Raw genomic sequence first — 21,601 nt, 5'->3', positions numbered from 1 at the left:
TCTCACCGAACTGAAAAAGCCCGGGTCTGTCCCGGGCTTTTTTGTGGGCTGTGCATCCAGCCGTTCGGTTTCAGGATCGCCGCGATAGCGGTCAATTGTAGATCGCCCTCGGCAGCCAGGTGGCGATCTGCGGGAAAGCGAACATGATCGCGATGGCAATGAGCTGAAGAACCACGAAGGGGATGACACCCCTGTAGATCATGGCCGTCGACACCGAACTGGGTGCGACACCCCGAAGGTAAAACAGTGCGAAGCCGAAGGGCGGCGTCAGGAAGCTTGTTTGCAGGTTCACGCCCACGAGCACGCCCAGCCAGACCGGATCGACATCCAGGGCAAGCAGGATCGGCGCGGTAATCGGGATCACGATGAAGATGATTTCGAAAGTGTCGAGGATGAAGCCCAGCAGGAACATTATCAGCATCACCACCGCCACGGCCATCAGCGTACCGCCGGGCAGGTTGGTAAGGAACTCATGCACCAGACTGTCACCGCCCATCAGACGGAAAACGATGGAAAACACCGAGGCGCCGAACAGGATGATGAACACCATGCAGGTGATCGAGGCGGTGGAGATGGCAGCCTCGCGCAGCACGCGGAACGAGAGCCGCCAGCGCAGGGCTGCCAGTACCATGGCGCCGACGGCGCCCACCGAGGCAGCCTCGGTGGGGGTCGCTATGCCACCGAGGATGGAGCCGAGCACGGTCATGATCAAAAGCAGCGGCGGCACCAGCGCTACTGCGATCTCGCCCAGCAGCTCCTTCTTTTCATCTGGGGGCACGGGCGTGGCGGGGCACGATTCGGGATCGAAGATGGCCTTGGCGACGGACCAGGCAAGGTATAGCCCGACCAGCAGGATGCCCGGAAGCAGCGCGCCGGCAAAGAGGTCGCCGACGGAGACCGGCGTGGGCGCAAAGTTACCCTTGGCCATCTGCACCTGCGAATTGATGCCGGACAACATGTCGCCCATGAAGATCAGCACGGTCGAGGGCGGGATGATCTGGCCCAGCGTGCCGGAGGCGCATATCACGCCGCTCGCCAGGCGCGGGTCGTAGTTGGCGCGGAGCATCGCCGGCAGCGAGATCAGGCCCATCGTCACGACGGTTGCCCCGACCACGCCGGTGGAGGCAGCCAGCAGCGCCCCCACCACGATGACCGACATGCCAAGCCCGCCACGCAGATTGCCGAACAGCTTGCCCATGGTGAGCAGCAGTTGCTCGGCGATCTTGGAGCGTTCGAGAATGACGCCCATGAAGATGAACAGCGGGACAGCGACCAGAACCTCGTTGGTCATGAAGCCGATATAGCGATTGGCCAGGCTGCCGAAGTTCGAGGGATCGAAGACCCCGAACCACATGCCCACGAAGCCGAACATCAGCGAGACGCCGGCAAGGGTGAAAGCCACCGGGAACCCGAGCAGCAGGAAGCCGATGATGCCAAAGAACATGAGCCCCGAAAGGAGCTCGCCAACAAAGACCGGATCCATCAGACGCTGACCTCCGCCGGGGCCGTATCCTGTCGCTCGTAGCGGAGCTTTTCCGGCAGCAATTCTTCTTTTCCGTTGAGGACGAGGATCGACCTCAGCACCATGGCGATTCCCTGGAGCGCGATAAGGCCCGCGAAAGCCAGTATGAATGTCTTCAGAATGAACAGGCCCGGCATCCCGCCGACATTGGCCGAAGCTTCCTGAATGCGCCAGGAGCGGGCGACGAACGGCCAGCCATAGGCGAAAACGACCCAGCAGAAGGGCAGCAGGAAGAATATGACGCCTATGATGTCGATCACGGCCTTACGCCGGATGCTCGCAGGACGATAGAATATGTCGACGCGCACATGATCGTTTCGCAGCAGCGCAAACCCGGCCACGGCGGTGAACATGGCGCCATTCAGCCAGATATAGAGATCCTGCATCCACACATAGCTTGTGGCGAATACGTAGCGCTGGACGACGACGGTAAAGCAGACCAGCACGATCGCCAGGGACAGCCAGGAAAATATGTTGCCAACCAAGGCGTTCAGTCCGCTGATGACGCGGACGATCAAAGCAATCGCGCGCAACGGCCTATACCTTCCCTGTGCGGCAGATCGGTCTGCGCGGCATGTAAGACTTCATCGGTTTCCCCTCGGCACCGCCTGTCGGGAGCTTTCTCTTGTTTTGCATGCTGCCCCCCGGCGAGCGGGCGGTGTTTAGCAGCTTTACGGGAAGGGAAAAAGTGAGCGGGACAAAAAATCGCGGCATTTGCACGATTTGCTCTTTCGGGCGGGAGCGCCACCTAAGACAAATCGCGTTTTTAGGCCGGAACAGAATCATTCGCGTTCCGCCCATGCCGCAAAACAAAATGTCGTGGCAGCCCCGAGGAAGCGGGCAGTCTTGCGGATTTTTCCAAACGGGCGATTTCGTTTGACCGGCCGTCAAGGCGGTAGAAAAATATCGGAATGGTTAGAGCCATGGCCTACCATTTCCGTCAAGGAGGAAGCGGTCTATGACGCTGCATGACATATCGCTGACGGACAAGTACGATCTTGCGAAGGAGCGCATCTTCGTCTCGGGTTCGCAGGCGGTCGTTCGCATGCTCATGATGCAGCGCGAGCGTGACCGGCAGGCGGGCTTGAACACGGCGGGATTCGTATCGGGCTACCGCGGCTCGCCTCTCGGCGGCTTCGATCTGCAGCTCTGGAAGGCACGCAAGGAGCTTGCCGCCTCGAATGTCATCTTTCAGCCTGGGCTCAACGAGGAACTGGCGGCGACGGCCTGCTGGGGGTCGCAGCAGACGGAACTGCTGGGCGAGGGGCGGTATGACGGCGTCTTTGCGCTTTGGTATGCCAAGGGTCCGGGCGTGGATCGGACGGGCGACGTGTTTCGTCACGCGAACCTGGCGGGCTCCTCAAAGCACGGCGGCGTGCTGGCCCTGATGGGCGATGACCATACGGCGGAATCCTCCACCGTCGCCCATGCCAGCGAGTTCGCCTTCGTCGACGCCATGGTGCCGATCCTCAATCCGGCCGGTGTGCAGGAACTGATCGATTACGGGCTCTACGGCTACGCGCTGTCGCGCTTTGCCGGCACCTGGGCGGCGATCAAATGCGTGAAGGACAACATCGAATCCACGGCCTCCGTGGACGTCGCGCATGACCGGCTCGACATCGTGCTGCCGGAGATCGACCTGCCGCCCGGCGGCCTGCACATCCGCCACGAGGTGAACCAACTCGGGCAGGAGGCGCGGCTGCACGACTACAAGCGGGCGGCGGCGGCGGCCTTCGTGCAGGCGAACGGACTCAACCGGATCGTCTTTTCCGGCGGCAGGAACCCGAAGCTGGGCATCGTGACGCTCGGGACGAGCTATCTCGACGTCCGGCAGGCGCTGGACGATCTGGGCATCGACGAGGAGCGGGCGAGCCAGATCGGCCTGCGGCTGTTCAAGGTGGCTTGCCCCTGGCCTTTCGACTACCAGCACATGGCCGAGTTCGTGCGCGGGCTCGACATGGTTATCGTGGTCGAGGAGAAGCGCTCGCTGGTCGAGGTGCAACTGCGCGAAAACCTCTATGCGACGGCCAATCATCCGCTCATCATCGGCAAGACGGACGAGCGCGGTGAGCGCCTGTTCTCGCCCACGGGCGGCCTTGATCCCAACGACATCGCCATCACCATCGGCGAGCGCATCCTGAAGGTCATCGGCCCATCGGAGGAGATATCCGCGCGGGTCGCCCGGCTGCGCCAGTTCCAGGCAATGCTGGCCGATACAAAGGACGTGGCCACCCGCACGCCCTATTTCTGCTCCGGCTGCCCGCACAACAGCTCCACGCGCGTACCGGAAGGTTCGATTGCCGGCGGAGGCATCGGCTGCCACTTCATGGCGCTGTGGATGGACCGCGACACGGTCGGCTTTACCGCGATGGGCGGCGAAGGGGCGCAATTCATCGGCCAGGCGCCGTTCTCCAAGAGACAGCATTATTTCCAGAATCTGGGCGACGGGACCTACAATCATTCCGCCTCCCTGGCGCTGCGCTTCGCGATCGCCTCCGGGATCAACATCACCTACAAGATCCTCTATAACGATGCGGTCGCCATGACGGGCGGGCAGCCTCATGAGGGTGGCCTGACCGTAGGGATGATCGCCGAGCAGGTGCGCGCGGAGGGTGTCTCGCGCATCGCGGTCGTCTCCGACGAGCCGGAGAAATACGAGCGAACGATCCGCTTTCCCGCGGGAACGACGATCCATCACAGGGACGATCTGGATGACGTCCAGCGCGGCTTGCGCGAGACGAAGGGCGTTACCGTACTGATCTACGACCAGACATGCGCTGCTGAAAAGCGCCGCCGGCGCAAGCGCGGGACGTTTCCCGATCCCGACAAGCGGGTCATCATCAACGAGCTGGTTTGCGAGGGCTGCGGCGATTGCGGCGTCAAGTCCAACTGCGTCTCCGTGCAGCCGGTGGAGACCGAGTTCGGCCGCAAGCGGCGCATCGACCAGTCGAGCTGCAACAAGGACTTCTCCTGCGTCAACGGGTTCTGCCCGTCTTTCGTGACGGTGCACGGGGCGAAGCTCAAGAAGCTTGAAGGCGCAGCGGGTGGCGACGATCCCCTTGACGGCGTGCCGGAGCCGGCGCTCTTTCCTCTGGGCGAACATGGCTGGGCCGGCGTCATCGACGGCATAGGCGGCACCGGCGTCGTCACGATCGGAGCTATACTGGGCATGGCGGCCCATCTTGAAGGCAAAGGTTCCGGCGTCATCGACATGGCCGGGCTTGCGCAAAAGGGCGGCGCCGTATTCTCGCATCTGCGCATCGCCCGGACGCCGGAGCAGGTGTACTCGATCCATGTCTCCGCCGGAAAGGCCGATCTGGTGCTGGGCTGCGATCTCGTCGTTTCCGGCGCCAAGAAGGTACTTTCGACGGTGCGGCAGGATCACACGATCGTTGTGACCAATACCGCCGAGGTGATGCCCGGCGACTTCGCGCGGTCGGCAGATTTTTCATTGCCGGTCGAACGGCTCAAGAAGGCGGTGGCGCAGGCGGCCGGCGAAGGCAAGTCGCACTTCTTTGACGCAACGCGGGCGGCGACCGTGCTGTTCGGCAATTCAATCGGCGCCAACATGTTCATGCTGGGCATGGCCTACCAGTTCGGCGGCCTGCCCGTGTCGGCGGAAGCGATCGAAAGGGCCATCGAACTGAATGGTCAGGCCGTGTCGATGAACATCAGCGCGTTCCACTGGGGCCGCAGGGCGGCGCACGATCCGGACCATGTGCGCGACGTGGTGACGCGCGCGGCGCCTTCCCATGTGTCGGGCCTTTCAAAGACGCTGGATGAGATTGTCGATCGCCGAGCGTCTTTCCTGGCGGATTATCAGAACAAGGCTTATGCCGAGCGCTATCGCCAACGCATCGAGAGATTGCGCCGGGCGGAAGAGGCCGCGGCGCGCGGTTCAACGGCAGTGACGGAAGCCGCAGCCCGGAACCTGTTCAAGCTGATGGCGATCAAGGACGAGTATGAGGTGGCCCGGCTTTACACGGACGGCTCCTTCAAGCGGCAGCTTGAAGCGGAATTCGAAAGCTTCGAAAGGCTGGAGTTCCACATGGCGCCGCCTGCCTTTGCCCGCAGGGACAGCGCCGGGCATCTGCGGAAGACCAGTTATGGCCCGTGGATGATGAACGCATTTTCGCTGCTTGCTCGCGCGCGGCGGTTGCGCGGGACGGCGCTGGACGTCTTCGGCTATACCGCCGAGCGCCGCATGGAGCGGCAGATACTGAGCCGGTATGAAGCCGACCTCGACCTGATCGAGAAGTCGCTGCGCGCCGACAGGATCGAAGCCGCCGCGGCGCTCGCCAGCGTTCCGGCGATCATCCGGGGATATGGGCACGTCAAGCAAGCCAATGCCGAAAAGGCGGAGCAGGAAAGGGCGCGTCTGGTCGACCGGCTGGAGCATGACGGGCCCGACCCATTGCTGAAGGCTGCGGAATAGTGTATTTTTGCAACGCACAAATGATCGAATCATAAGCGATATCAGCTATAAAGCTTTCTTAATTCGCCTGTGCGATAGCTGAGCCCGCGTAATGGGTGCGGGTAGTGAAAAACGGCAAGGCACACATTTCTGAAGACGTTTACGTCGGGTACATCCGGTCGCTGTTCCAGGACGTGGGCGTGCTGCCGATTGGTGCGCTTTGCTTTGCGTCCATCGCCGTTCTGCTCTATCTCAAGACGGGAGACATCGCGCACCTCGTCATGGCTCCGCTCATGCTTGGTGCCGGTTTCGGGCGCTATTGGCTGATCACACGCGTGGACCACGCACTGATCTCCGACTACGCGTCGGCGCTCCGCTGGGAACAGCGCTATATCCTCTGGGGCTCGATCCACGGTTTGATCGTCGGCACGTTCGGCTTCAGTGCCATCTTCTTTGGTAGTGACCCATTCAGCGAGCTCGCTGCTGTCTCTGCTGTCTTATGCGGCGCCATCACCATTGCCGGCCGCAATTACGGCTCGACCAAGATGGTCTCGATCCTGACATTGACCATTGTTTTCCCGATGGCGCTCGGGCTGATGCTCAAGGGCGACATCTACCATTTCATACTAGGCCTGTTCATCGCGCCCTTCATGGTCGTGGTCATGAAGATGGCGCATCTGGTGCGCACCGTGCTGTTTCACGCGATCAGCGAGGAAAAGCGGTCATCCCGCCTGGCGCAGCGCTTCAACAGGGCCCTCAACACCATGTCCCACGGACTGGTGATGTTCAGCCCGGAAGGGCGGGTGGTCGTCGCCAATGCGCAGGCGGTCGATACGCTGCAATTCCGTTCTCCCACACAAATGATGGGCCGGTCGCTCAAGGCGCTGCTCACGAGGGGCGTGGCCGCCGGGCTGCTGGATCGCAAGGACTTCGAGTATGCCGAGCGGCAGCTGACGAAAGCGCTGCGCGAGGGCCGCGACAGAAAAGTCTTGCTGCGCCTTCTGGATGGGCGCTACCTGGAATTCTCGGCGCGGGAAGGCCGCGACGAACTTGGCGTCCTGACCTTCGAGGAAGTGACTGCGCGGGTTGAGGCCGAGGCGAAGATCCGCTTCATGGCCCGCTACGACAGCCTCACGAACCTGCCCAACCGGGCCTATTTTCATGAAGTGGTGTCCGAACTGCTGGAAGGCGGCGACCAGGGCCGGTATTGCGCCCTGGCGGTGTTCGACCTCGATGATTTCAAGAGCATCAACGACACGTTGGGGCATCCCGTCGGCGACGGCATGATCTACTGCGTCGCCGAACGTATCGCCGGATTCGCCAAGGGCGACGTCAAAGTCAGCCGTTTTGGTGGCGACGAGTTCACCATCTTCTTCAATCATGTCGATGGCGCGGATGATCTCGCCATGCGCATGGATGTCGTCTTCGAGGCGCTCAGCGGCGAGATCGACGTTGCCGGCCACATGCTGCGCATCCAGGCAAGCAGCGGGGCGGTGCTCTCGCGAGCGGATGAGGCGAATGTCGACGATATGATCATCAAGGCGGATCTGGCGCTCTACCAGGCGAAGGAGTTCGGAAAGAATGGATGGCGGCTTTTCGAGCGCGAGATGGACGTCGCGTTCAGAAACCGCCAGACGCTGAAGGCGGACCTGCGCACCGCAATCCAGACGCGGAGCCTGCGTGTGGTGTTCCAGCCGATCATCGACATGCATACGATGCAGATTGCAGGAAGCGAGGCGCTGTGCCGGTGGGATCATCCTGAACTGGGTCCGATTTCGCCGGCCGCCTTCATTCCGCTGGCCGAGGAAATGGGAATCGTATCCGAAATCAGCGAAATGGTGCTGCGCATTGCCTGTGCCGAATGTTCGAGCTGGCCGGACGGGTTGCGCGTTTCGGTCAACCTGTCGGCGAAGGACTTCCACAATGCCGGCGTTGTCCAGAAGGTGAAGAACGCGCTGGCGGCGTCTGGCCTGGCACCCGAGCGCCTTGAGCTGGAAGTCACCGAAACCGCGCTTCTGGACGACACTTCCGCCACCAGCGCCTATCTCGAAGAACTAAAGAAGCTCGGCGTTACGATCGCCCTCGACGATTTCGGAACAGGCTACTCAAGCCTCAGCTATCTGCACATGCTGCCGCTGGACAAGGTCAAGATCGACGGCAGTTTCGTTGCCGGCATCACCAGCGACGAGCGTTCGCTGCGGCTTTTGACGAGCGTGGTGGAACTCTCCCGGAATCTCGGCCTGGCGGTGACGGTGGAGGGTGTGGAAACCTTCGCTCAGCTCAAGCTCCTTTCGGGCAAGGTTCAACCGGAGCTTGTCCAGGGGTTTCTTTTCGGATCGGCACTGACGGCCTCCGGCATAAGGACCATGTCCGATAAACGCTGGTCTTTCAGCCACGAAGCGCAAGCATCGTTCAAACCCGTATCTGCCTGAAAATCTGTGCATCTGAACGGCCTGAACGCTGAAGTCGCCGCCTGCTTAATCCATTGTTAACCCTAATACATGGTAAATGTGAAACTTCGACTTAAATACTTTACACAATTGGGTGGTGTACTACCCTATGATTGCAATCGTCGAGGGGTCGGACATGAGTTCCAGCGTTTCCGCCAACCTGAGCATGGAGTCCGGCGAGCACCGGCCAACCGGCCAGTCCGGTCGTTCATCCACTTTCGTGCGCAACGTCCTGGCGCTCTTGGAACGCACGGAATACCGGCGCTGCGAGAGCGGTGAAGATCTCGAGGCGATGTACCGGCTTCGCTATAGGGCGTATCGGCCCCACGGCTTCGTTTCCGAATCGCCGGCGCGCTCCACAAAAGACGATCTCGATGAACTGCCAAACAGTCATGTGTTCGGCATCTACATCGACAATTGTCTGGTGAGCACGGTGCGTCTCCACCAGATCGACCGCAACAATCCGCAAGGCCCAGTCACCAAGGGGTTCGGCGACATTGTCCGGCCGATCATCGAGCGGGGCGACAGCATCATTAATCCGAGCATGTTTGCTGCCGACCCGGATGTCGCCAAGGAATACCGGGTGCTGCCCTATATCTCACTGCGGCTGGTGATCGTCGGCTACGAGTATTTCCGCTCAACCTACTGCGCCTGCCTGATCCGGCAGGAGCATACGGCCTTCTACCGGCGCATTTTCGGTGCCAGCCAGATGAGCCCACCGCGGGAGTATCCCCCGATCAGCATTCCGCTCATGCTCTACGGAGGCGAGTGCGCGAAGGAGTTCGGTCCGATCGTGTCGCGGTTCCCGTTTTTCCATTCCACGCAAGCCGAGCAGCGCCTATTGTTCGGCCGGCGGGCTGAAGGCGAGACCGCGCCCCTTACGGTTTTGCCCACGGCGAAGTTCCTGCATCACGCTGCCTGACGGCATGCTTGCCATGGGCACCCATGAGGGCCATAAGCGGTAGGAGGCGGTTCGGAATTTTGCTGCGGTGGCGCCTGATGCGGTTTTGCGCACTTCCGGTTGCTGACCGACCTGGTGTACGGTCTGCTCCGGTTCTCCGAAAACCGCGGCGTCTGCTCCTTGCCGCAGCGGGTTCTCAGACGGTCTTCAAGACAGGCAACGCGCTGCCGGCCGCTGGGCGGCAGTGCTCGTATTGCGCAGTGCCATGAGCCAAAAAGAAGATGCTGCCCGCGCCGCCATCTGGTCGGGTGAACTGACGGAAGGCGAGCTTGACCGCGCCGCGCGCGGCCTTATCGAACGCCACTATCCAAAAGGCAGCTATATCTGCCATCGCGGTGACAAGCTCGACTATTGGACCGGCGTCGCCGTGGGACTGGTGAAAATCAGCGCGATCTCCGCCCATGGCAAGGCCATGACCTTTGCCGGCGCGGCCAGCGGGAGCTGGTTCGGCGAGGGGTCAGTGCTAAAGGACGAGCCGCGCAAATACGACCTGGTGGCGATCCGCGATACGAGGCTCGCGATGATGCAGCGGTCGACCTTCATGTGGCTTTATGAAAACAGCACCGGCTTCAACCGTTTCCTCGTGCGCCAGCTCAACGAGCGGATGGGGCAGTTCATCGCCACCATCGAATACGACCGCATCCTGCATCCCAAGGCGCGGGTGGCGCGCAACCTGTCGTGGTTCTTCAATCCCGTGCTTTATCCTCGCATCGAGAACGAGATCGAGATCAGCCAGGAGGAACTGGGATTGCTGGCCGGCGTTTCGCGGCAGGTGGTCAATCGGGCCTTGAAGGAACTGGAGGAGGAGGGGCTGCTCCGCTCGGCGCATGGGCGCATCACGGTATTGCGGCCGGAAGCGCTGAGCCGGTACGATATCTGAGATCGGCGCTGGAGACCCACTTCTGCCCGACAATAAAGGCAAAAGCGTCCCCCGTCTGTCAAGGGGCGTGTTGATTGCCGCCCGGTTTCGTGGAAACTTCACCGTATAAAGACAATCCGGGTGCGGAGGAGCGCCCGGCAAGGGCGGCGGTGAACCGCCGCAATGGGAGGAGGACGGATTGGCGCAAGCTTTCGCGTCACCCGACACGCTTGTCAAATATCTGCTGTTGAACGCCGATCGGTTCAGTGGCCGGCCCGCCATGCGCCACAAGGATTTCGGCATCTGGCAAAGCTGGACATGGCGTCAGCAGATGGAAGAGGTGCGGGCCTTCGCGCTCGGCCTGCAATCCATTGGCTTCGAACGCGGCGATCGGGTTGCCGTCATCGGCTCCAACAGGCCGCGGCTCTACTGGACCTTCGCGGCGGTGCAGTCGCTGGGGGGCGTGCCCGTGCCGGTCTATGCCGATTCGGTGGCCGAGGAGATGGCCTATGTGCTTGAACACGCCGAGGTGAAGTTCGCGGTCGTCGAAGACCAGGAGCAGGTCGACAAGCTGCTCTCCATCGCTGACCAAACGACGAGCCTTTCCGAGGTCATCTACGACGAGCCGCGCGGCCTGCGGGACTACGACCACACGCATCTGCATGATTTTTCGGCGCTGCGGGAGGTCGGCCTGAAACGGCTTGCCGATCACCCCGATACGGCCAATGCCTGGCTGGGGGAGATCGCAAGGGGCAAGGGCAGCGACCTGGGTGTCATGCTCTACACGTCGGGGACCACGGGGCGGCCCAAGGGCGTGATGCTGTCGCACGACAATCTCGTGCGCTCGGCACTCAACGCCAACACGTTCGATCGGCTGGACGAACATGAGACGATCATCGCGTATCTCCCGCTTGCCTGGGTGGGCGATCACGTCTTTTCGGTGGCGCAGTCCTATACGGCCGGCTTTTGCGTCGCCTGCCCGGAGAGCGCGGAGACGGTGAACGAGGACCGGCGCGAAATTGCGCCGACATATTTCTTCGCGCCGCCGCGCGTGTTCGAGACGTTGCTGACGACCATCATGGTGCGGATGGAGGATGCAGGCCGGGCCAAGAAGGCGATGTTCGACCATTTTCTCACCCATGCGCGTAAGGTCGGCGAGAAGATCCTGAATGGCGAGGCGGTGGGTGTCTGGGATCGGGTGAAATACGGCATTGGCGAGTTGCTGATCTACGGGCCGTTGAAGGACCGCATCGGCATGTCGCGGCTGCGCGTCGGCTATACCGCCGGCGAGGCGATCGGGCCCGAACTGTTCAGCTTCTACCGGTCCATCGGACTCAATCTGAAGCAGCTCTACGGACAGACGGAGGCGACCGTCTACATCACCGCCCAGCCGGACGGGAACATACGGCCCGACACGGTGGGGCTGCCGTCGCCGGGGGTTGAGATCAAGATCGCCGAAAATGGCGAGGTCATGTACCGGTCGCCGGGCGTGTTCATGGGCTACTACAAGAACGAGGAGGCGACGCGGGAAACCAAGACGCCCGACGGCTGGGTGCATACCGGCGATGCCGGCTTCTTCGACAGCGACGGCCAGCTCAGGATCATCGACCGTGCCAAGGATGTGGGCAAGCTCTCCAATGGGGCGCTGTTCGCTCCAAAATACATCGAGAATGCGCTGAAATTCTTCCCCGATATCAAGGAGGCCGTCGCCTTCGGGCACGGCCGGGACTTCTGCGCCGCCTTTATCAATATCGACCTGCAGGCGGTCGGCAGCTGGGCAGAGCGGAACAACATCGCCTATGCGTCCTACCAGGAGCTGGCGGGTCATCCGCGCGTCTGCGAAATCATCTCCAGGCATGTCGCCGAGACCAACCGCCGGCTGGCCGCGGAGCCGATGATGGCGGCCTCGCAGATCCGCCGCTTTCTCATTCTGCACAAGGAGCTCGATGCCGATGACGGCGAGCTCACGCGGACCCAGAAAGTGCGGCGCTCCTTCATCGCCGAGCGCTACGGCGCATTGATCGAAGCTCTTTATGACGGCAGCCCGGAGATTTTCGCCGAGACACAGGTTACCTATGAGGACGGGCGCAAGGGCATCATCAGCGCCAACATTCGCATCATTGACGCCGACACCGTCGCGGCGGACGGGCCCGGCATGGCGGAGGCGGCGGAATGAACCAGCTTCCCGATCACAGCCGGATGACGGCGCCCGACGACGGCGTCGCCGCGGGCGCCATGCTTCTTGATGTCAAGAACGTCTCGCTGGCTTTCGGCGGCGTGAAGGCGATTACGAATGTCTCGTTCGACGTGAAGAAGGGCGAGATCCGCGCCATCATCGGCCCCAACGGCGCCGGCAAGACCTCGATGCTCAACGTCATCAACGGCTTCTACACCCCTCAGCAGGGCGCGATCACCTTCCGCGGCCGGGAGCGGCGCGCCATGAAGCCCCATGAGGCGGTCGGCCAAGGCATTGCCCGCACCTTCCAAAATGTCGCGCTCTTCAAGGGCATGTCGACGCTGGACAACATCATGGCGGGGCGCTCCGTCATGATGAAGCGCAACATCGTCTGGCAGATGCTCTGGCACGGGCCTGCGCTCAACGAGGAGATCGAGCATCGTCAGAAGGTGGAGGAGATTATCGATTTCCTTGAAATCCAGCACATCAGGCGCACTCCCGTGGGCAAGCTTCCCTATGGCCTGCAAAAGCGGGTCGAGCTCGGCCGCGCGCTTGCCATGGAGCCCAGCCTGCTTCTGCTCGACGAACCCATGGCCGGCATGAATCTGGAAGAGAAAGAGGACATGAGCCGTTTCATCATCGATGTGAACCAGCAGCGTGGTACAACCATCGCGCTCATCGAGCATGACATGGGCGTGGTGATGGACTTGTCGGACCGGGTGGTCGTGCTCGACTACGGCAAGAAGATCGCCGATGGCACGCCCGACGAAGTGAAGAACAACCAGGATGTGATCGACGCCTATCTGGGCGTCCCGCATTGAAAGGAAATGCCATGATGATGGACATGTCGCTTACGCCGCTCGTCTCGCTGATCGCCGGCATACTGATACTCATCGTGCCCCGGCTGCTGAACTACATCGTCGCCTTCTACCTCATCCTGATCGGCCTGATCGGGCTGTTTCCAGGGATCATGGGATAGCATGAACATGTCGGCGGCTCACGCTTCCTCGGAAGCCTTGGGGAGGAGCAATTGATGGAACTCTTGAACGCCATCTTCGTGAAGCCGTTCGCCGACATGGCGGCCGCGCCTGATTTCCTGCTGCAGGTCCTGTGGGAAGGGCTTGTGGGCGGCGTACTCTACGCGCTGATCGCGCTTGGTTTCGTGCTCATCTACAAATCCTCGCGCATCTTCAATTTCGCGCAAGGCATCATGGTCGTGTTTGCGGCTCTGACACTGGTCGGACTTTACGAGATGGGCGTGCCGGCGCTTCTGGCCCTGCCGCTGACGCTGGGCGTCATGCTGCTTCTGGCCATCTCCATCGAGCGGGTGGTGCTCCGGCCGCTGGTCAACCAGCCGGACATCATCCTGTTCATGGCGACGATAGGCATCACCCTGTTCCTGATCGGGCTGGGGGAGATCATCTTCGGCGGCGAGAACAAGGTGATGATAACCGAGCAACTCGGCATTCCGACAGGCAGCATCCTGTTCGAGCCGTTCGGCGGGTTCGTCTCCATCGAGGAAAAGGACCTGACGGCGGTGATCGGAGCCGGGCTTCTCGTCGCAAGCCTGCTCGTCTTCCTCAACAAGTCCAAGATCGGCAGGGCGATCCGGGCGCTCGGCGACGACCATCAGGCGGCGCTTTCGGTCGGTATTTCGCTCTCGACGATCTGGGTCATCGTCTGGTTCATCGCCGGCGTCATCGCGCTTGCCACGGGCATCGTGTGGGGCGCCCGCGCCGGGGTTTCCTTCGCGCTGGAGGTCATCGCCTACAAGGCGCTGCCGGTGCTCATGCTGGGCGGACTGGAAAGCGTCATGGGCGCCATCATCGGCGGGCTTGCCATCGGCATTCTGGAAAAGCTGTTCGAGATCTATTGGGGCCAGCCCCTGCTCGGTGGCAACACGGAAGCGTGGTTCGCCTATATGCTGGCGCTGCTGGTCCTCCTGTTCAGGCCCCAGGGCCTGTTCGGCGAACGCATCATCGAGCGGGTGTAGAATGGCCGGAAAAGCGGGCATCATCGATTTTGGCCGGAGGGTGTAGCCATGCTCTATCGCACAGCCGGCCAGTTCAAGACTTCCTACAAGGCGGACCACGCGTTGTTTCCGGTGCGGCAGGACGCTCTTCTGCTGGGCTTCATCCTGCTGCTTGCCTTCGTCGTGTTTCCGCTGACGGCGAGCGAGTTCACCTTCCGGGCGCTGCTTATCCCCGTGCTCATCTATTCGCTGGCGGCGCTGGGTCTGAACATTCTCACCGGCTATGCCGGACAGCTTTCGCTCGGCACCGGGGCCTTCATGGGGGTGGGCGCGTATGCCTGCTACAAGCTGCTGACCATATTCCCCGAAATGAACATCGTGATCGCCATCGCCATGTCGGGCTTTTTCTCGGCGGCGGTCGGCGTGCTGTTCGGCCTGCCGTCGCTCAGGATCAAGGGGTTCTATCTCGCCATCGCCACGCTGGCCGCACAGTTCTTCCTGGTCTGGCTGTTCCAGAAATGGGCGTGGCTCTACAACTACAATGCTTCGGGCGCGATCCAGGTGCCCAATATCGATATGTTCGGCATCACCGTTGCCGGTCCGCGCGCCACCGCGATGACCCAGTATTACTTCGTGCTCGGCGTCGTCTCGGTCATCACCTTGTTCGCCATCAATATCACGCGCGGCCGCATCGGCCGCATGTGGAAGGCGGTGCGCGACATGGACATCGCGGCCGAGCTGGTCGGCATCAATCTGATGCGGGCGAAGCTGACGGCGTTTTTTGTGTCGTCCTATATCGTCGGCGTTTCGGGCGCGCTGTTCGTGTTCCTGTGGCGCGGCGCGGCGGAGGCCAATCTGTTCGATATCCCGCTTTCTTTCCGGGTCCTTTTCATCGCCATCATTGGCGGGCTGGGCTCGATCCTTGGCAACTACCTGGGCGCGATCCTGATCGTCGCCCTGCCGGTGATCATAAGCACGGTGCCGGCAACGTTCGGCATACCGGTCGATTCAGCCATGGTGGAGCATCTCAACGTGATGATCGTGGGGGCGCTCATCATCACCTTCCTGATCGTCGAGCCGCACGGGCTGGCGCGCTTTTGGGCGGTCATACGGGAGAAACTGATATTGTGGCCTTTCCCGCATTAGGGCTGCGAGAACGGGGCCGGTTCGCCCCATCCATAAGGAAAAACGGACAAGTGGAGGAATGAGCATGAAGACATGGATGAAAGCAGCCGCGACGGCATCGGCCATGGCGGTGGGCATAGCACTTGCCGCGCCGGCGCTCGCGCAGGACGGATCGATCTACATCCCCAACCTTTCCTATCGCACCGGGCCTTTCGCGGCGACGGGAACGCCCCTCATGAACGGGCAGCGCGACTACATCACGCTTCTCAACGAACGCGACGGCGGCCTTAACGGCGCCAAGCTGGTCTATGACGAATGCGAGACCGGCTACAACACTGAAAAGGGCGTGGAGTGCTACGAGAAGACCAAGGCTAATGCCGTGGTCACCCAACCCTGGTCGACAGGCATCACGCTGCAGGTGCTACCGAAATCGAATGTGGACGAAATCCCGATCCTGGCGCCGGGATACGGCTTCTCGGCCATGGCCGACGGCAAGGTTTTCCAATGGGCCTTCAACCCGCCTTCCTCTTATTGGGATGGCGCGTCCATGATCCTGAACCACATCTCGGACAATGATCTTTCCAGCCTGTCGGGCAAGAAGATCGCGCTTCTGCATCTCGACCATCCCTTCGGCAAGGAGCCTATCCCGTTGCTCGAGAAGCTGGCTGCCGAACACGGCTTCACGCTGCTTCCCATTCCCGTGGGCCTGACCGAGATGCAGAACCAGTCGGCGCAGTGGCTGCAAATCCGCCGCGAGCGGCCCGACTTCGTGGTCATGTGGGGCTGGGGAGCGATGAATGCCGGCGCCCTGACCGAGGCGGCAAAAACCAAATATCCCATGGATCAGTTCGTGGGGATCTGGTGGTCCGGCCACGATGGGGACCTCAAGCTGATAGGCGACCAGGGCAAGGGCTATCGCTCCATCTCATGGAGCGTTCCCAATTCCGAATCGGCTCTGATGCAGGACATCAAGAGGCATGTGGTCGATGCCGGTAAATCGCATATCAATCAGGCGGAAGGCGAGTTCGATTCCGTGTTCTATCAGCGCGGGGTCATGATCTCGGTCATCCTGGTCGAGGGCATCCGCGCCGCGCAGGAAGAGTTCGACACGCAGACGCCGGATGCCGTGCAGGTGCGCTGGGGGCTTGAGAACATCAAGCTCGACGAGGCGCGGCTCAAGGAACTCGGAGCGGAAGGCATGCTGGTGCCATTCTCGACCTCGTGCGCCGACCATACCGGCCACGGCGGCGGCTGGATGCTCGAATGGGACGGCTCCAAGTTCGTCAAAGTGTCCGACATCATCCAACCGGACCGCAGCGCGATCGAGCCGCTGGAGGAAGAGAAGGCCAGGGAGTATGCCGAGGCCAATGCGCCCTGGCCGGTGAATGAAGAGTGCGAGATGTAAAATAGAAGCAACGTCATCCCGGCCGACCACAGGGGAAGCCGGGATGACGGCGTTGCCGAAGGCGCACGGTTCCAAGCTGGATGAGTAAGCGATGACCACTCCCGAAAGCGCAGCGGCGCAAAAGCAAGAGCTCTCTCCTGCCATCCTCGAGGTCAACAACATCGAGGTCATCTACGACCATGTGATCCTCGTGCTCAAGGGTGTCTCGCTGTCCGTGCCGCGTGGCGGCATCACGGCGCTTTTGGGCGCGAACGGCGCCGGCAAGACGACGACGCTCAAGGCCATCTCGAACCTGCTTCAGGCCGAGCGGGGCGAGGTGACCAAGGGCAACATCGTCTTCGACGGCAACCAGGTCCAGAACCTGTCGCCCAACAATCTGGTGCGGCAGGGCTGCATCCAGGTAATGGAGGGTCGGCACTGCTTCGGGCATCTTTCGGTGGAGGACAATCTCTTGACCGGCGCTTTCACGCGGCGGGACGGCCAGGCCGCCATCCGCCGCGATCTCGATCTCGTCTACACCTACTTTCCGCGTCTCAAGGAGCGCCGCAACAGCCAGGCCGGCTATACGTCCGGCGGTGAGCAGCAGATGACCGCCATCGGGCGGGCGCTGATGTCGCGGCCCAAGATGATCCTGCTCGACGAGCCCTCCATGGGACTTGCCCCACAGCTCGTCGAGGAAATCTTCGAGATCGTGCGAAAGCTCAACGAGGAGCAGGGCGTGTCGTTCCTGCTTGCGGAGCAGAACACCAATGTAGCGCTGCGCTACGCGAAATATGGCTACATCCTCGAAGCCGGACGCATCGTGCTCGACGGCGAGGCCAAGGCGCTGCGCGAGAACGAGGACGTAAAGGAATTCTACCTCGGCGTCGGCGGCGAAGGCCGGCGCTCGTTCCGCAACGTCAAGCACTACAAGCGGCGCAAGCGCTGGCTGTCATAGGAGCAGGTTTGGCCGCGTGTAAGCGCGGCGATTATCTTGCGGCCCGAGCGGTGAAACAGCCAAACGCGTACCAAATGCGGCAATCCTGCCATTGCCCTTGACGCTCGTTTTCGCTATTCCCCATCGCAAATCTTATCCCATGGGGTTAGCGATGGCAGACGATAAGCCGGCCGGTCCGGTCGAGACGGGTGCGGAAATGGACTACGAGGAACACGAGCGCACCTATAATCTGTTCTTGGCGATCACCAAATATTCGAGCCTGATCATCATCGCCATCCTCATTGCGATGGCCTTCGGCTTTTTCACTTCTGCAGGCTTTTTCTCCAGTACCGTTCTCTTTGTCCTCATCAGCGCTCTTGGGGCATGGCTGCTGCGCTAGGCATGCTGCCGGCCCCGCGCCAGCGGGGCCAATGTGGGGAGGGGACGGTCCAACCGAAAGGAACTGACGGTGGGACAAAGACTATTCGTGCCCAAGGAGCTCGACGCCAATGAGCCACGGGTCGCTGCATCTCCGGACACGGTGAAGCGGCTGACCGGGCTGGGCTTCGAGGTGATCGTGGAAAAGGGGGCGGGGCTTCCTTCGCGCATCATCGACAGCGATTTCGAGAAGGCCGGGGCGAAGATCGGCTCGGCCGGCGATGCGGCCAAGGCCGATATCATCTTGAAGCTGCGCCGCCCGAAGGCCTCCGAACTCAAGACATACAAGAAGGACGCGATCGTCATCGCGTCCATGGATCCCTACGGCAACGAGGGTGAGATCGCAGCAATGGCGAAAGCCGGCGTTACGGGCCTCGCCATGGAGTTCATGCCGCGGATCACGCGCGCCCAGTCCATGGACGTCCTTTCCTCCCAGGCCAATTTGGCGGGTTACCGGGCCGTGATCGACGCAGCCGCCGAATATGATCGCGCGCTGCCGATGATGATGACGGCGGCAGGCACCGTGCCGGCGGCGAAGGTCTTCGTCATGGGAGCGGGCGTGGCCGGATTGCAGGCCATCGCCACGGCGCGCCGCCTGGGCGCTGTCGTTACCGCGACGGATGTGCGCGCGGCGGCGGGCGAGCAGGTCCAGTCGCTCGGCGCGAAGTTCATCATGACGGACGCGCTCAAGGATGCGTCCGGCGAAGGCGGCTATGCGCGCGAGCTTACCGACGAGGAAAAGAAGGCGCAGAGCGAGCTTGTCGCCGAACATATCGCCAAGCAGGACATCGTCATCACCACGGCGCTCATCCCTGGGCGGCCTGCGCCGCGGCTGGTGACCGCGGACATGGTGAAGTCGATGCGCGCCGGCTCGGTGATCGTCGATCTGGCGGTCGAGCGTGGCGGCAATGTCGAGGGCGCGGTCGCAGGCAAGGTCGTGACGACGGCCAATGATGTGAAAATCATCGGCCACCTCAACGTGCCGGGCCGGGTGGCGGCTTCCGCCTCGCTGCTCTACGCCAAGAACCTCTTCGCCTTTCTTGAGACCATGGTCGACAAGGAGACGAAGGAATTTGCGCTCGACCCGGAGGATGAGCTGGTCAAGGCCACCATGCTGACCCATGGCGGCAAGGTGGTGCATCCGAACTTCGCCGATGCCGCGGCGGCGGCGACCAAGGCCGACCCGCAGGTGGCCAAGGCGGCAAAGGGCACGGAGCCGGGCCTCGAGGTCGCTCCGAAGAAGGCACCGGCCCGCAGAGCGGCTGCGAAAACCGCGCCGGCCAAGCCAGCCGCAGCCAAATCAGGCGAAGCTAAATCAGGCGAAGCCAAAACGGGATCCAAGCGCGCGGCCAGCACGCGCAAGGCGCCAGCCCGGAAGCCGGCCGCGCCCAAATCGGGGGGAGACGTCTAATGGAACCCACGGCAATTGAAAAGGCGCTCGATCAGCTCGAGCGGGCGGTGGCCAGCGTGCGTGCCGCCGTTGAAGGCATGCAGTCGGCCGAAGTGGCGGACGCCGCCGGCACGCTGGCGCACGGGGCAAGCGGCGGGGCGATCGATCCCTTCGTCTTCCGGCTGGCAATCTTCGTGCTGGCGATCTTCGTCGGCTATTACGTGGTCTGGTCGGTGACGCCGGCGCTGCACACGCCGTTGATGTCGGTCACCAATGCGATTTCCTCGGTGATCGTTGTGGGCGCGTTGCTGGCTGTGGGCATTTCGGCCTCCGGCCTTGCCACCGGCTTCGGCTTCGTCGCGCTGGTGCTCGCCTCCGTGAACATCTTCGGCGGCTTCCTGGTGACCCAGCGCATGCTGGCCATGTACAAGAAGAAGGACAAGTGACGTGACAGCCAATCTTGCATCCTTCCTCTATCTCGTTTCCGGCGTTCTTTTCATCATGGCGCTGAGGGGGCTCTCACACCCCACGACCAGCCGTCAGGGCAATTTCTACGGCATGGTGGGCATGGGCATCGCTCTCGCCACCACACTTCTTTATGCCACGCCTTCCTTCGGCGGCCTTCTGCTGATCGTGGGCGGCATCGCGGTGGGCGGCACGTTCGGCGCGGTGGTCGCCAAGCGCATCGCCATGACCGCCATGCCGCAGCTCGTCGCCGCCTTCCACTCGCTGGTGGGCCTTGCGGCGGTGATGGTGGCCGCCGCAGCGCTCTACTCGCCCGAAAGCTTCGGCATCGGTGAGGTCGGCGCGATCCATGCGCAGGCGCTGGTCGAGATGTCGCTGGGCGTGGCCATCGGCGCGATCACCTTCACCGGGTCCATCATCGCCTTCCTGAAGCTGGACGGGCGCATGTCCGGCAAGCCGATCCTGCTGCCGCTGCGCCACGTCGTCAATGCGGGGCTGGCGATTGCGCTGGTCGTGCTGGTGGTGATGCTGGTTGCGGGCCAGAGCACGACCGTCTTCTGGCTGATCGTGCTTCTGTCGCTCGTGCTCGGCGTCCTCATCATCATCCCGATCGGTGGGGCGGACATGCCGGTCGTGGTGTCGATGCTTAACTCCTATTCGGGCTGGGCCGCCGCCGGCATCGGCTTTACGCTGGGCAATCTCGCGCTCATCATCACCGGCGCTCTCGTCGGCTCGTCGGGCGCGATCCTGTCCTACATCATGTGCAAGGGCATGAACCGCTCCTTCATCTCGGTCATTCTCGGCGGTTTTGGCGGCGAGACCGCGGTAGCGGTCGATGACGGCCTCGACCGCACGGTCAAGCAGGGCTCGGCCGACGATGCGGCCTATCTGATGCAGAACGCGCAGAAGGTCATCATCGTGCCTGGCTACGGCATGGCGGTGGCCCAGGCGCAGCACGCGCTGCGGGAGCTTTCCGACAAGCTGAAGGCGCACGGCGTCGAGGTGAAATACGCCATCCACCCGGTGGCCGGCCGCATGCCGGGCCACATGAACGTGCTGCTCGCCGAAGCGCAGGTGCCGTATGACGAGGTGTTCGAGCTGGAGGACATCAATTCCGAGTTTAGCCAGGCCGACATCGCTTATGTCATCGGCGCCAATGACGTCACCAACCCGGCGGCGCGCGACGACAAGACCTCGCCAATCTACGGCATGCCGATCCTGGACGTGGACAAGGCGCGGACGTGCCTCTTCGTCAAGCGCTCGCTCGGCTCCGGCTATGCCGGCATCGACAACACGCTGTTCTACAAGGACGGCACGATGATGCTGCTCGGCGACGCCAAGAAGATGACCGAGGACATCGTCAAGGCGATGGAAGACTGAGTGCTTCAGAAGAGCCCGGCCATTGGAGCAATTCCGGAAAAAGTGAGAACGGGTTCTCCGTCCGGAATTGCGTAAAATCTAGCCGGGCTTTTCTTTCGGTTGAAAGTTGTAGTCGCACAGCCGTACCG

General features: G+C 62.0%; 17 protein-coding genes. 15 read left to right on the top strand and 2 right to left on the bottom strand.

Annotation, left to right across the window (positions count from 1 at the left end; all coding sequences use genetic code 11):
* Positions 1 to 91 precede the first annotated feature (91 nt).
* Positions 92 to 1,483, bottom strand: coding sequence for a TRAP transporter large permease (locus NTH_RS06805; protein ID WP_338529319.1), 1,392 nt, complete (start codon positions 1,481 to 1,483; stop codon positions 92 to 94).
* Positions 1,483 to 2,055, bottom strand: a complete 573-nt coding sequence (locus NTH_RS06800) for a TRAP transporter small permease subunit (RefSeq protein ID WP_338529318.1) — start codon at positions 2,053 to 2,055, stop codon at positions 1,483 to 1,485. The genes NTH_RS06805 and NTH_RS06800 overlap by 1 nt, the downstream gene beginning before the upstream one ends.
* 425 nt (positions 2,056 to 2,480) lie before the next feature.
* On the opposite strand from NTH_RS06800, the gene NTH_RS06795 reads away from it, so the two are divergent.
* The 15 genes from NTH_RS06795 (at position 2,481) to NTH_RS06725 (ending at position 21,473) form a co-directional block, all read left to right on the top strand.
* A complete protein-coding gene (locus NTH_RS06795) occupies positions 2,481 to 5,957 on the top strand; it encodes an indolepyruvate ferredoxin oxidoreductase family protein (RefSeq protein ID WP_338529317.1) in 3,477 nt (1,158 codons plus the stop codon).
* 104 nt (positions 5,958 to 6,061) lie between these two features.
* Positions 6,062 to 8,368 carry a putative bifunctional diguanylate cyclase/phosphodiesterase gene (locus tag NTH_RS06790; RefSeq protein ID WP_338529316.1) on the top strand — a complete coding sequence of 769 codons (2,307 nt, stop codon included), beginning with the start codon at positions 6,062 to 6,064 and terminating at the stop codon, positions 8,366 to 8,368.
* A gap of 154 nt (positions 8,369 to 8,522) precedes the next feature.
* The gene (locus NTH_RS06785; RefSeq protein WP_338529315.1) at positions 8,523 to 9,308 is read left to right on the top strand and encodes an N-acyl amino acid synthase FeeM domain-containing protein; all 786 of its coding nucleotides are present in this window, start codon (positions 8,523 to 8,525) and stop codon (positions 9,306 to 9,308) included.
* A gap of 244 nt (positions 9,309 to 9,552) precedes the next feature.
* Positions 9,553 to 10,227: a Crp/Fnr family transcriptional regulator gene (locus NTH_RS06780; RefSeq protein WP_338529314.1), complete on the top strand. Its 675-nt coding sequence runs from the start codon at positions 9,553 to 9,555 to the stop codon at positions 10,225 to 10,227.
* Positions 10,228 to 10,405: 178 nt separating this feature from the next.
* A complete protein-coding gene (locus NTH_RS06775; RefSeq protein ID WP_338529313.1) occupies positions 10,406 to 12,382 on the top strand; it encodes an AMP-binding protein in 1,977 nt (658 codons plus the stop codon).
* Positions 12,379 to 13,203 carry an ABC transporter ATP-binding protein gene (locus NTH_RS06770; protein ID WP_338529312.1) on the top strand — a complete coding sequence of 275 codons (825 nt, stop codon included), beginning with the start codon at positions 12,379 to 12,381 and terminating at the stop codon, positions 13,201 to 13,203. Before NTH_RS06775 ends, NTH_RS06770 begins: the two co-directional genes overlap by 4 nt.
* 11 nt (positions 13,204 to 13,214) lie before the next feature.
* Positions 13,215 to 13,361, top strand: a complete 147-nt coding sequence (locus NTH_RS06765; RefSeq protein ID WP_338529311.1) for a DUF3096 domain-containing protein — start codon at positions 13,215 to 13,217, stop codon at positions 13,359 to 13,361.
* 54 nt (positions 13,362 to 13,415) lie between these two features.
* A complete protein-coding gene (locus NTH_RS06760) occupies positions 13,416 to 14,375 on the top strand; it encodes a branched-chain amino acid ABC transporter permease (protein ID WP_338529310.1) in 960 nt (319 codons plus the stop codon).
* A 48-nt stretch (positions 14,376 to 14,423) separates the two neighbouring features.
* Entirely contained in the window at positions 14,424 to 15,500 is a 1,077-nt protein-coding gene (locus NTH_RS06755; protein WP_338529309.1) for a branched-chain amino acid ABC transporter permease, read from the top strand.
* 64 nt (positions 15,501 to 15,564) lie between these two features.
* On the top strand, positions 15,565 to 16,884 hold the full coding sequence (locus NTH_RS06750) for an ABC transporter substrate-binding protein (protein ID WP_338529308.1): 1,320 nt from the start codon (positions 15,565 to 15,567) through the stop codon (positions 16,882 to 16,884).
* 91 nt (positions 16,885 to 16,975) lie between these two features.
* Positions 16,976 to 17,821, top strand: a complete 846-nt coding sequence (locus NTH_RS06745) for an ABC transporter ATP-binding protein (protein WP_338529307.1) — start codon at positions 16,976 to 16,978, stop codon at positions 17,819 to 17,821.
* Between the two features lie 151 nt (positions 17,822 to 17,972).
* On the top strand, positions 17,973 to 18,200 hold the full coding sequence (locus NTH_RS06740) for an aa3-type cytochrome c oxidase subunit IV (RefSeq protein WP_338529306.1): 228 nt from the start codon (positions 17,973 to 17,975) through the stop codon (positions 18,198 to 18,200).
* 69 nt (positions 18,201 to 18,269) lie between these two features.
* The gene (locus tag NTH_RS06735) at positions 18,270 to 19,649 is read left to right on the top strand and encodes a Re/Si-specific NAD(P)(+) transhydrogenase subunit alpha (protein WP_338529305.1); all 1,380 of its coding nucleotides are present in this window, start codon (positions 18,270 to 18,272) and stop codon (positions 19,647 to 19,649) included.
* Positions 19,649 to 20,074 carry an NAD(P) transhydrogenase subunit alpha gene (locus NTH_RS06730; RefSeq protein WP_338529304.1) on the top strand — a complete coding sequence of 142 codons (426 nt, stop codon included), beginning with the start codon at positions 19,649 to 19,651 and terminating at the stop codon, positions 20,072 to 20,074. Before NTH_RS06735 ends, NTH_RS06730 begins: the two co-directional genes overlap by 1 nt.
* Before the next feature lies 1 nt (position 20,075).
* The gene (locus tag NTH_RS06725) at positions 20,076 to 21,473 is read left to right on the top strand and encodes an NAD(P)(+) transhydrogenase (Re/Si-specific) subunit beta (protein ID WP_338529303.1); all 1,398 of its coding nucleotides are present in this window, start codon (positions 20,076 to 20,078) and stop codon (positions 21,471 to 21,473) included.
* Positions 21,474 to 21,601 lie beyond the last annotated feature (128 nt).

Origin of the sequence: Nitratireductor thuwali (assembly GCF_036621415.1) — a bacterium.
Taxonomy (GTDB): Bacteria; Pseudomonadota; Alphaproteobacteria; order Rhizobiales; family Rhizobiaceae; genus Chelativorans; species Chelativorans thuwali.
This window is presented reverse-complemented; position numbering and strand designations above follow the sequence as displayed.